Annotated in this window: 12 protein-coding genes; 9 read left to right on the forward strand and 3 right to left on the reverse strand. The window is 65.2% G+C overall.

What is annotated here, in order from left to right; translation table 11 throughout:
- A partial coding sequence (locus tag VLR48_RS12380) for an FAD-dependent oxidoreductase (protein WP_325292082.1) occupies positions 1-728 on the reverse strand: 728 nt, incomplete at its 3' end.
- 68 nt (positions 729-796) lie between these two features.
- Between VLR48_RS12380 and VLR48_RS12385 the strand changes: the two genes are divergently transcribed.
- From VLR48_RS12385 to VLR48_RS12395, 3 genes are all read left to right on the forward strand, one after another.
- A complete protein-coding gene (locus VLR48_RS12385; protein ID WP_325292083.1) occupies positions 797-1,744 on the forward strand; it encodes an AAA family ATPase in 948 nt (315 codons plus the stop codon).
- Between the two features lie 112 nt (positions 1,745-1,856).
- Positions 1,857-2,849, forward strand: coding sequence for a DUF58 domain-containing protein (locus VLR48_RS12390; protein ID WP_325292084.1), 993 nt, complete (start codon positions 1,857-1,859; stop codon positions 2,847-2,849).
- Positions 2,812-4,815 (forward strand): DUF3488 and transglutaminase-like domain-containing protein, encoded by a 2,004-nt coding sequence (locus tag VLR48_RS12395; protein WP_325292085.1) that lies wholly within the window; start codon positions 2,812-2,814, stop codon positions 4,813-4,815. Before VLR48_RS12390 ends, VLR48_RS12395 begins: the two co-directional genes overlap by 38 nt.
- A 163-nt stretch (positions 4,816-4,978) precedes the next feature.
- On the opposite strand, the gene VLR48_RS12400 is transcribed toward VLR48_RS12395, so the two are convergent.
- Positions 4,979-5,371, reverse strand: coding sequence for a chemotaxis protein CheB (locus VLR48_RS12400; protein ID WP_325292086.1), 393 nt, complete (start codon positions 5,369-5,371; stop codon positions 4,979-4,981).
- A gap of 229 nt (positions 5,372-5,600) precedes the next feature.
- On the opposite strand from VLR48_RS12400, the gene VLR48_RS12405 reads away from it, so the two are divergent.
- Positions 5,601-7,829 carry an AAA family ATPase gene (locus VLR48_RS12405; protein ID WP_325292087.1) on the forward strand — a complete coding sequence of 743 codons (2,229 nt, stop codon included), beginning with the start codon at positions 5,601-5,603 and terminating at the stop codon, positions 7,827-7,829.
- 190 nt (positions 7,830-8,019) lie between these two features.
- On the opposite strand, the gene VLR48_RS12410 is transcribed toward VLR48_RS12405, so the two are convergent.
- A complete protein-coding gene (locus VLR48_RS12410) occupies positions 8,020-8,259 on the reverse strand; it encodes a DUF433 domain-containing protein (protein ID WP_325292088.1) in 240 nt (79 codons plus the stop codon).
- A gap of 251 nt (positions 8,260-8,510) precedes the next feature.
- Between VLR48_RS12410 and VLR48_RS12415 the strand changes: the two genes are divergently transcribed.
- The 5 genes from VLR48_RS12415 (at position 8,511) to VLR48_RS12435 (ending at position 11,612) form a co-directional block, all read left to right on the forward strand.
- Complete coding sequence (locus tag VLR48_RS12415; RefSeq protein ID WP_325292089.1) at positions 8,511-9,002, forward strand: hypothetical protein; 492 nt, start codon at positions 8,511-8,513, stop codon at positions 9,000-9,002.
- 33 nt (positions 9,003-9,035) lie between these two features.
- Entirely contained in the window at positions 9,036-9,449 is a 414-nt protein-coding gene (locus VLR48_RS12420; RefSeq protein ID WP_325292090.1) for a hypothetical protein, read from the forward strand.
- A 114-nt stretch (positions 9,450-9,563) separates the two neighbouring features.
- A complete protein-coding gene (locus VLR48_RS12425) occupies positions 9,564-10,583 on the forward strand; it encodes a hypothetical protein (RefSeq protein ID WP_325292091.1) in 1,020 nt (339 codons plus the stop codon).
- 90 nt (positions 10,584-10,673) lie between these two features.
- Entirely contained in the window at positions 10,674-11,141 is a 468-nt protein-coding gene (locus VLR48_RS12430) for a hypothetical protein (RefSeq protein ID WP_325292092.1), read from the forward strand.
- 204 nt (positions 11,142-11,345) lie between these two features.
- On the forward strand, positions 11,346-11,612 hold the full coding sequence (locus tag VLR48_RS12435; RefSeq protein ID WP_325292093.1) for a DUF262 domain-containing protein: 267 nt from the start codon (positions 11,346-11,348) through the stop codon (positions 11,610-11,612).
- The last annotated feature ends 111 nt before the right edge of the window (positions 11,613-11,723 follow it).

Below are 11,723 nucleotides of genomic sequence, written 5' to 3' on the forward strand. Positions count from 1 at the left end.
TAACAGCTCACCTGGCGCGGATGATCCCCTGCGCTGCCCATGTAGGAGAAGACCGGCACCGGCTCGTCGCCCGGCTGCTCGGCCAGGCGCGCAAAATCGATGCTCCGCCCGTCGATGCGCGGCGGCGTGCCCGTCTTCAGCCGCTCGACGCGAAACGGCAGCTCGCGCAGGCGCCGCGAGAGGGCATTCGACGGTGGATCGCCGGCACGTCCGCCCTCAAAGTTCGAGAGTCCGATATGGATGCGACCGCCCAGGAAGGTCCCTACCGTGAGCACGACCGCATGTGCTCGAAAGCGCAACCCCATCTGAGTCTCGACGCCGACGACCCGGTCCTGCTCGATCAGCAGGTCTTCGACCGACTGCTGGAAGAGTGTGAGTCCCGGCTGGTTCTCGACCGCCGAGCGCACCGCAGCCTTGTAGAGGATGCGGTCGGCCTGGGCGCGTGTCGCCCGCACAGCCGGACCCTTGCTGGCGTTGAGGATGCGAAACTGGATGCCGCCGCGATCCGCCGCACGGGCCATCAACCCGCCCAGGGCATCGATCTCCTTGACCAAATGGCCCTTGCCGATACCCCCGATGGCCGGGTTACAGCTCATCTGGCCGACCGTTTCGATATTCTGGGTCAGAAGGAGCGTGCGCAGGCCGCAGCGGGCCGCCGCAAGCGCCGCTTCGGTGCCCGCGTGACCGCCGCCCACCACCACCACGTCGTAAGGATCGCCGACCATCATGAAGGGAAACCCAAGTCTATGAGACCACGCAGTTTAACCCAGAAGCCCGCACGGATTCCCCTATGGCGATGCATCTGACACGGCGCGTCCCGCACGAGTCGGCCAGTCTCGGGGAGCGCGTGCTCGAGGCCGCGCGAGCCGTGATCCTCGGCAAAGACCATGAGCTTCGGCTGGCTTTGGCCTGTCTGTTGGCGCGCGGTCATCTCCTGATCGAGGATGTGCCCGGCGTGGGCAAGACGACCTTGGCTCACCTGCTCGCGCGCCTCCTCGGTCTGGAGTACGCCCGCATTCAGTTCACCAGCGATCTGCTGCCCGCGGACGTGATCGGGGTGTCGGTCTACGACCGGGCCGCCGAGTCGTTTCGCTTCCATCCCGGACCCGTCTTCTCGCAGTTGGTGCTCGCCGACGAGATCAACCGCGCGACACCCAAGGCGCAAAGCGCGCTCCTGGAGGCGATGGAGGAGCGACAGGTGACGGTCGAGGGCGAGACCCGACCCTTGCCCGAACCCTTCTTCGTGATCGCGACCCAAAACCCGCTCTTTCAGGTCGGGACCTTTCCGCTGCCCGAGTCCCAGTTGGATCGGTTCCTGATGCGGATCCGGCTCGGCTATCCCGCGGCCGAGCAGGAAAAGGCCCTGCTGGCGGGCGAGGATCGGCGCACCATGGTTGCGCGTCAACAGCCGGCCCTGACCGGCGGTCAGTTGATGGCGTTGCAGCAGCAGGTCGTCGAGGTCCATGCCGCGCCCGCCATCATCGAGTATGTCCATGCCATCCTTGCGCTCACCCGCAGCAGCGAGCGGTTTCTGCACGGGCTCTCCCCGCGCGCGGGGCTCGGGATGCTGCGCGCGGCGAAGGCCTGGGCGCTCCTGGCCGACCGCGATTACGTGATTCCGGAGGACATCCAGGCCGTCCTGCCCTCCTGCGTCGTGCATCGATTGGTGGCCTCGGAGTATGGGGGGCGGCTCGACGAGGAGGCTGTGGTGAGTGCGATCCTGGATCATGTCGCGCTCGCTTAAACCGCGCCCAGTGCGGTATGCGATGTTTTTGGATGTGATCGGCCCCGGCGGATTTCAGGACCGCTGGAGTCGGCGCGGTTTAAGCGAGGATTTTTTAGGACGAGGGTGAGACATGGTCGACTGGACGCGCTCTAAGGCCAGACGGTTGAGAAGTCTGTTTCGCCGGGTGGCGCGCGGGGGCGACGGGGTTGCGCGGGTCGGGCGTCGTCAGATCTATATCCTGCCGACGGGGAACGGGCTGCGTTTCGGTGCGGTGCTCTTCGTCATGCTGCTCGGCTCGCTCAATTACCAGAACAACCTGGGCCTGCTCTTTACCGTTTTTCTCGCCTCCGTCGCGCTCGTGGCCATGCACCACACCTGGTTCAATCTGCTCGGGCTTTCGGTTCAGGCCCGCGGCGGCCCGTCGGTCTTCGTCGGGGACGATGCGAGCTTCGAGGTCGTCGTCGCCACCGACGGGAAGCGGGCGCGCTACGACATCGGGATTCCGGCGGGCGCGACGCGGCATCAGGCGATCGCGATCCCGGGCGGTGACTGCGGCACGATCCGCATCGCTCGACCGACACTGCGACGCGGTCTGTCGGCGCTCGACGAGGTGACGGTCGAGACGCGCTACCCGCTGCACCTCTTTCGCGCCTGGTGCTATGTGCAGACCGATGCGACGACCTTGGTGTATCCGCAGCCGGCACAGGTCGCGCCCGAGCCCGGATCCGCGGCGGGCGACACCGACCCGCGTCCCCGGCAAGGCCCCGAGGGGATGGAGGATTATCTGGGACCGCGACCATACCGCGACGGCGATTCACCCGGACAGATCGATTGGAAGGCTTACGCGCGCGAGCGTGGGCTCGTCGTGAAGCAATTCGGAGGGGATCAAGGCCAGGAGGTCTGGATCGATTGGGCCGGATTGACCGAGACGGATCCGGAAACCAGGATCAGTCTGCTGACGCGCCAGGTCCTCGACGCGGCCGAGGCTCAAGTCCGGTTCGGGTTGCGGCTGCCCGGTCTCGAAGAGGCGCCGGGGCGAGGCGCCGGCCATCTCCAACGCTGCCTGACGCATCTGGCGCTTTACGATGTCCAAGCGAACGATCCCCTCCAACGAGCGGCCTGAGCGGACCCAGATCCTCTGGATCACGCTGATCCTGATCGCGGCCTATCTCCCGCTCGCGGGGCATCTCGCGCTTCAGATCAGCGCCTTTGTCGGGCTGCTCTTCGCGATCCGTCTTGCCTCGCTGCGCTGGCCCGCCGTCCTGCCGGGCACCTGGCCGTTGGCCGCCTTGACCCTGATCGGCGTCGCCAACGCGGCAGCCACCTATCAGGGCTGGTCGGGACAGAACGCAGGAACGGCACTCTTCGTCTCCATGCTGGTGCTCAAGCTCATGGAGCTGCGGCGCAAGTCGGACATCCGCCTGGTCGCGACCCTGATCGGGTTTCTCGTCGTCGTCGAGTTCCTCTTCGACCAGTCGCCCTGGTTGGTGCTCTATCTGGCTGCCGTCGTGCTCGGGGGCATCGCCCTGCTGGTGGATCTGAACGGCGGGCTCGGGGAGGCGCGACGGCGCGGTGCCGTCGCGGTCGCCGTCAGGCTCTCGCTCCAGGCCCTTCCGCTGACACTCATCCTGTTTCTGCTGTTTCCGCGTCTGAGTGCCCCGCTGTGGAGTCTGGGCCTGGACCCGAGCAAAGCCACCACCGGGATCTCGGACAGCCTCGAGCCGGGCGCGATCAGCGAGCTGGTGCTCAACGGGGAGCTTGCGTTTCGCGCCCGTTTCGACGGCACGCCGCCCGCTGCCGATCAGCTCTATTGGCGCGGCCCCGTGCTCTGGGAGACCGACGGGCGCCGCTGGTCGGTCGGGAAGGACATCGCGAGCACGGACCCCGCAGGCGCACTCTTGGAGGCGGCTCGCCCGATCGACTACGAGGTGACCTTGGAGCCGACCGATCAACGCTGGCTCTTCGCGCTGGACCTGCCCGACAGCGTCCCGGACGAGGCCTTTGTCAGTCCGGATCACCAATTGATCGCGCGCCAGGTCGTCAGCGCAGTCAAGCGCTACCGGGTGACCTCCGCGCTCGACTATCGCACCGCCGCCCCGGATCCGGCACGCCTTGCCGCCGGACTGCAGGTCCCGGACAACGTGACGCCGCGGATGCGCCGGCTGGTCGAGGAGTGGCGCAGCCGATCGGAGAACGATTGGGCACTGGTGCAAGCCGGGCTGCAGTTCTTCAACCGCGAATCCTTCCATTACACCCTGATGCCGCCGCGCCTCGGCGCGAACCCGACCGACGAGTTCCTCTTCGAGACCCAACGTGGATTCTGCGAGCACTACGCCAGTAGCTTTGCCGTCTTGATGCGCATGGCCGGCATCCCATCGCGAATCGTCCTCGGCTATCTCGGGGGCGAGCTCAACCGCGTCGGCGGCTATCACATGGTCTGGCAGTCCGACGCTCATGCCTGGGTCGAGGTGCTGATCGAGGGGCGCGGCTGGGTGCGGATCGATCCAACCGCGGCGGTCGATCCCTCTCGCGTCGACAACAGCGGGGCCTCGCGCATGCTGGGCGCGGGCCCTTCGGTGCGCTTCACCCTGGAACAAGCCGACGCCATCGCCCGTTTCGCGCGCAACATGCGCCTCTTCGCCGACAGCCTGGATGCGGCCTGGCAGGATTGGGTCCTGGGCTTCTCGGTCGAGGATCAACTAGCCCTGCTGCAACGGCTTCGGCTGGGCGAGCTGCGCGAGTACGGGCTGGTCGCACTGATGCTCGCCGCACTCGGCCTCACCCTCGGGATCCTGGTGCTCGCCTCGATTCGCGAGCGTAAACCGCTCGACCCGCTTCAAGCCGAATACGCCCGCTTCTGCAGACGCCTCGCCGGGATCGGGATCGATCGCCTGCCGAACGAGGGCCCCGTGGACTATGCCGGACGCGTCGTCGCGCAACGTCCGGACCTCGCACCCATGGTCGAGCGCTTCATGGATCTCTATATCCCTGCGCGGTACGGACCGGGGGATCCGCGCGAGACCCTGACCGCACTCGCCGATCTGCTACGCGACTTTCGGCCCCGATCACCGCGTGCCCGTCGGGGTTGAAGGAGTCCGAGATCGCGACTCGCGACGGCACGAGGTTTCCCCGAACGCACTATGGAGCCGTTCAATAACAAGCGACCCATCTTAGCCCCTCTCCCCTCGCGGGAGAGGGGTTGGGGAGAGGGGGAGAAAGAACCAGAATGGCTCAGTCGTTTCTGAACCGTTACTAATCTCCGCGCGCAATGCCGGCGATCTTCAGCGCGATCTCTTCCGGCGAGAGAACGAAATCGATGTACCCGCTGGCGATGGCGCTCTCGGGCATGTCCGGCTGCAGGGCGGTTTCGAGCGCCCGCGCGATGGTGATCCCTCCAACGTCCTTGATCCCGCAAAGTGCCGCGGCACCATCGCCATCGTAGCCGGAGACGATCACGGCGATCAGCTGGCCGTTCCAATGCTCGGTCAGTGAACGCCGAAAGACCGTAATCACGTCGGACCAGCCTCTCGGCTTCGAGATCGGCTCGAGACGGAACTCGTGACCGAGAATGTAAGCCGCGAGGCGCGTTGGTTCGAGTGCGCAGATCGGTCCGTCGCGATGCACATCCGACAGGCAGTGTCGCATCCGGATGATCCAATGCGCCCTTCGCCGGATCCACTCCGCTAGAAAAAACGCTCGCCGCAAAACGCCGTAAACGGGGTTTATCGCTTGACCGATCGAGAGCCGCCGGTCACCGGATACCCGAGACCCGAAGACCATCGAGCTGCGGACCCGCCGCAGTGTCATCACGGGATCCGGCACAGGCCCGACGACGGTCGACGTCTTCAACCTTGGCAGAGAGAGCAACGAAAATATGAGCCAGCACCCGCATCGCACCCTGTGGCGTCGTGACTTCGACGTTGTCCCGGCCGCCGAGCGCCGTCTCGCCCGTTTTGCCCTGCAGTGGCTCGACAGCTTTCCGGCCGCACGCGTCGCCTTGAGCGCCGACGACTCACTCGTGTCGATCTGGCGGTTGACCCTTCCGCTGCTTGATCCCGAGGCCGTGGGGGGCTGGCTGCCGCCGGTTGACGCAGGGTCGCCGGACGAAGACGCCGACGTCCGCTACGAATCGGACCTGGAACGCCAGCTCGTGAAGCGACTCCACAAGGACTGGCCGGGCGACGAGGATCAGGCGCTGGATCACCGCCAGAAGCGTCACGTCCACGGCTTTTTCCAAACGCTGCCGCGCGCTGTCTTGAAGCGTCTGGCCAAAGCCGACGAGCGGGCGCCGATCTCGTCGACCGTCGCCCTGCTCGGCGAGGTCCTCGGACTCGACGAGACCAGTCTCTGCGTGCTCGATTTCCTGGAGCAGCGCGAGCAGTCCGAGGCGCTGCGCACGGTCTTGCGCGCGGGCAGCCGAGGCACCGGGCGGACCAATCTGGAGCGCTTGGCCGGGGTTCTGGGTCTCGATCGGAGTGCCATGCGCGAGGCATTGGCCAAGCGCGGCCCGCTGAACAGTCTCGGGCTCCTCGACCGACAGCACCGTCACGAGTCCGACCTGGAGGACTACCTGGCCCCGCAAAGCCTCCTGCGCGACGTGCTCGATGCCGCGCCGCAGGACAGGGAGGCGCTGCTTGCGCTCCTGATCGAGCCGGCGCCCGTCGGTGCCTGGCGCCTGGATGCCTTCCCGCATCTGGCCGCCGAGAGCACGCGGCTGAGCGCGACCCTGGGCCGCGCCGCGGCCACCGGGGCGGTCGGCGTGAACGCGCTCTTCTACGGCGCGCCCGGCACCGGCAAGACCGAGCTGGCGCGTGCCCTGGTCGCGGCGTGCGGGCTGCGGGCCTATCAGGTGCGCAGCGCCGACGAGGACGATGACGGGCTGGATCGCGACGGGCGTCTGTCGGCCTATCTGGTCGCGCAGCGCCTGCTCGGGCGACGCGGCGGCGCGGTGCTGATCTTCGACGAGGTCGAGGACGTGTTCGACGAGGGCGGCGGCCTGCTCGCGTTGCTGGGCGGGCAGCAGAGCGCGGGCCGGCAGAAGGGCCGGATGAATCGCATTCTGGAGGAGAACCCGGTGCCGGCGATCTGGATCACCAACCGCACCGAGGGGATGGATCCGGCCTTCCTGCGGCGCTTCCTGCTGCCGGTCGCCTTCAAGACCCCGCCCCGCTCGGTCCGGCGTCGGATGGCCGAGTGCCATCTCGGGGACGCGGCGCTGCCGCCGGCGCTGCTCGACGAGCTGGCGGCGGACACCGCCCTGGCCCCGGCGCAGCTGGGCGCGGCCCGCCGTCTGCTCGACCTGCACCCGGAGGCACCGGCCGAGCAGACCGTGCGCGACGGCATCGGGGCGCTGCGCAGCCTCCTGCACGGGGCACCGGGGCCGCGCCGACGCCGTACGGGTACGGCGTTCGACGTCGCCTATCTGAACCTGGCCGGCGACATCACGCCGGGCGCGATCGCCCGTGCGCTGGCCGAACGGGGGCACGGCAGCCTGTGCTTCTACGGTCCGCCGGGGACCGGCAAGACCGCCTTTGCCGAGGTGCTGGCCGAGGCGCTCGACCGCGAGCTGGTGGCGCGGCAGGCCTCCGACCTGGTCTCGCCCTATGTCGGGGAGACCGAGCAGAACCTGGCACGTCTGTTTCGCGCGTGCGACCCGGCGCACACGGTCCTGCTCCTGGACGAGGTCGACAGCTTCCTCGCCGATCGGCGAGCGGCTCGCTACGGCTGGGAGCGCACGCAGGTGAACGAGCTGTTGCAGCAGATGGAAGGCTTTCCCGGCATCTTCATCGCGGCAACGAACCTGATGTCCGGTATCGATGCCGCGGCGCTGCGGCGGTTCGACTTCAAGCTGCACTTCCGGGCATTGAAGCCGGCCCAGCGCCTCGCCCTCTTCGCCCGCGAGGCGCTCGGCGACGCCACAGCCCCGGTCCCGCCGGAGATCGCGCGGCATCTGACAGCGCTGGAGAGCCTGACGCCCGGCGACTTCGCCACCGTCTGCCGCCAGCGCGAGCTGCTCGGCGAGACCCCGACACCGGAGCAGTTCCTGCGCCGGCTGATGGCGGAGTGTCGGTTGAAGGGGGAGGAGATGGTCAGGGCGGCGTGATCCCGGAGGGGTGTGCCGGCGTCGCTCAGGAGACCGGCCACTCAGAACTTCAGGGACTCGTGACACCCGCTCCGCGGTGTCACGCATGCCCCGCGGCGCTCTGCGCCACGGGGCATGCTTGGCCTGAATTGCGATCGAGGCCGGTCCGCGTTGCTTCGATCCGGCGCCTTGATCAGTGCACGGAACCTGTTCAGCTAACCTTCGGGATCGCCGGAATAGGCAGATCTTCCTCCGCAGAAGCCGCTGCAAATGCAATCACAGCCTGAAGATCCTCTTCGGATATCGTCGGATAAGCGGCCAGGACCTCGGCGATACTGTCGCCGTCGGCCAGGCTCGCCAGTAGAGTCCGAAGCGTAACGCGTGTTCTGCGAATCACGGTTTCACCGCCGCAGACATCCGGTTTGGCGTCGAAATGCGCAAGGTAGCTCATGATGTCTCCCGCCCTGAAAAACATTCTCTATTGGGCTGATGATCGCGGGTCTTTGACAACAGACCTCGCCGATGGATAGCGATACCCCTTGGTCGCCATGAACTCGTTTCGAGTACGACGCGCAGTGTCGCATACAAAGGGTATCGTTGCCGCGCCTCGCAGGCCACGCATGAAAGTCCTTCCATGATCTTGCCGTCATGCACCGTCGCGACGGCGTTCGGCACGATCCGCGACCTTAAGGAGTCACGACAATGCTCTTGAGCATCAACCCCGAGACCGGCGAGACGGACAAGCGGCAGACCCTGCGTCTGCAGTCGTTCGGCCTCGACGAGCGGGCGCTGCAAGGGATCCTCTTTCACTCGCTGGATCGCCTCTTTCCCGATGACGAGCTGCTCCTGCTGATGCAGTCCCGCGCATGGCAGGAAGAGCCTGATCTGATTGCCATCGACCGTGAGGGCCGGCTCTTCATCTTCGAGCTGAAGGCTTGGGAGTCGCAGGCGTCAAACCTCCTGCAGGTGCTCCGTTACGGTCAGCTCTTCGGCAGCATGGGATACCCCGAGCTGGATGTCTGGTTCAAGAAGTCCACCCATCCATCCCGATCGCTCGAGACGGCACATCGGGCCAAATTCGAGGTCGAGCGCTCGGAAGCGGCGTTCAACTGCGAACAGGTCTTTGTCGACATGGCAAACGGTTCGGATGATCGAGCCCGCGAGTCAGTCCGGTCGCAGCGCTCGAGCGGGTAGGCACGCAAGAACACACTTGAGGAGCAATCATCGATGAGTATGGAATTCCTAACGCTCGCCCAGCGCATCGCCGAAGCTGCCGCGGATGGCGGGTTGACAGTCCAACAAATCCGCGAAATCGCTCGCTCGCAACTCGGCGAGATCAACTGCTACCCCGGCGTGCCCGGCGATCGCTGCCATCAACTCGCGCTTTTCGTTGCCCTGCACGGTCAATTGCGCAAGGGCAAGGGTCATGAGAACTGCGCCCAAATTCTGGAAGAAATGATCCGTCACCTCCAGGGACGCTGTCCCGGAACGACCCGACACGCGGTGCTGATCCTCGATGCGTGGTGGCATGACCACTACGAAAAATGGCGCGCCAACATCGAGACCATCAAGCACGACGGCGTGCGCATCGAAGTCTATCTGATCGGCGCCGGCGGCTGGGTCGCACCGCTACCGATGTGAAATACGAAGGATATCGTTGCAGCACCTCGCAGGACACGTATCGAGATCCATCGGCGATCTCGGTGTCCTGCAAGGTCGCGACGGCGTTCGGCACCCTCATCAAGGAGTCACGACATGCTCTTGAGCATCAACCCCGAGACCGGCGAGACGGACAAGCGGCGGACCCTGCGTCTGCAGTCGTTCGGGCTCGATGAACGTGCGCTGCAAGGGATCCTCTTTCGCTCGCTGGATCGTCTGTTTCCCGATGACGAGTTGCTCCTGCTGATGCAGTCCCGCGCATGGCAGGAAGAGCCTGATCTGATGGCCATCGACCGCGAGGGCCGGCTCTTCATCTTCGAGCTGAAGGCGTGGGAATCGCAGGCATCGAACCTCCTGCAGGTGCTCCGTTACGGTCAGCTCTTCGGCAGCATGGGATACGCCGAGCTGGATGCCTGGTTCAAGACGTCAACCGATCCATCCCGATCGCTCAAGACGGCACATCGGGCGAAATTCGAGGTCGAGGTCCCGGAAGAGGCGTTCAACCGCAAGCAGGTCTTTGTCGTCATGACCAACGGCTTGGATTATCGAAGCCGCGAGGCCGTCCGGTATTGGCGGTCGAGCGGGCTGGATGTCCGGCTATGGGTCTATCGTGTCTATGCCGGTATCCCGGACGAGATGTTGCTCGAGATGTCGCCGTTCAGGGTCTGCGACAACCCTTACGAGGATATCGCCGAGGGGTACTACGTCCTCGACACGAATTTCAGAAACAGTCCCCAAGACCACGACGACATGCTGGCGAGCCGGAAGGCTGCGGCCTATTTCGATCCCTGGAAGTTCAAGATCGAGCGGTTGGCACGCGGCGACATGGTCTTTCTCCATCAATCCGGGGTCGGCATCGTCGCCGTTGGCGAGGCGGACGGGACGCTGATCAAAGCGCCCTACCAAGGTCGCGCGGAACATCCCGACGAGGAGTACGCGATGAGACTGCGCCGTTTTCGGACGGTCTCTCCGCCGTTGGCTGCGCAGGCGATCAAACAGATCACCGGCATCAACCAGGTCTTCATGAGCACCCTGTTCGGCCTCGATGTCGACAGCGGCAAGGCCATTCTCAAGCACATCAGGCAGCCGCAACCACCACGGATCACATCGGCGTAACCGTGTCGGGGGAGACCTTCACCGGACGACCGGCACCCGATGCGACCGGCCGAGGATCGCGCCGGGACATTGCCCAGATGGACAAACACCATGCATCCGACAGACACGACCGAGGCGACCGAGAACACGAGCGAACCGCGTCTCGACTGGCACCTCCTCCAGATGCGCGACGCGAGCGATATTTGGTGCACCAAACGCGACACCACGCAGGTCGCCGCGGTCGAGGGCGGCTGGCTGTTCCGCTTTCGCCACTACGACGGCTCGCAGTCCGCCATGAGCACCCAGGACCTGACCTTCGTGCCGGACCCGGAGCATCGGTGGTCGCCCGAGCAGACCAATCCACACTGGGAGCGTCTGGGCAGCGCCGTCGCCATGGGCTACAACGACCGCACCGCCCGCATGGCGGTGCCGGGCGGCTGGGTCTATCTGAGCGCGTTCGCCACACGCGGCGGGAATCTAACCCTGTCGTTGGTGTTTGGGCCGGCGGAGCGACTCTGTGTAGGCATGATGAACGAGGCGGGGAACGACACGAGGCGGATTCCAGAGAAGCCCAAGTAGCGCACACGCATCCGCCTGCTACACTGGACCCATCGCTATCGGCGATCCATCCATCGGGCGTCCCGATCTGGCCCCGCCGGATGACATGCATTTTAGGTCGAATGGTTACCGTATCAATTACCCGTCCGACTGCCGAGCTACTACAGGCATTCAGGATGAATCCGGCCGCCTGAAAGCGGTCTTTTAACTTGGTTCGGACAAAAGATGAGTGACTTCACAGCAGTTTCAGCATTGTTTGCAAGTACGGATATTTTCGTCATTCCGACGTTCCAGCGCCCATATTCCTGGGAAGAAGCACAATGGGATGATCTACTAAGAGATATACGGTTCGCAACCGCTCGGTTCAAGACGAATCGGCGCGCAACTCACTACTTTGGGGCGATTCACACAATCAAGGTCGAGCCGGATGATCACCTTTTTAAAACCTTTACTGACCAAGAGACTGAAGTTTCCGGGTTCTGGCGGGCTTAGGCGTCAGTAGTGCTTGGGAAGGCCGAGATTTCGGCAGGGTTTGCGCGAATCTAGGCAAACCCCCTCGAAATACCCCCCACCCCTGCCGCCAACCCGCTCCGAAAGCCGGAA

The organism is Thiocapsa sp., from assembly GCF_035467215.1.
In the GTDB taxonomy this organism is placed as follows: domain Bacteria; phylum Pseudomonadota; class Gammaproteobacteria; order Chromatiales; family Chromatiaceae; genus Thiocapsa.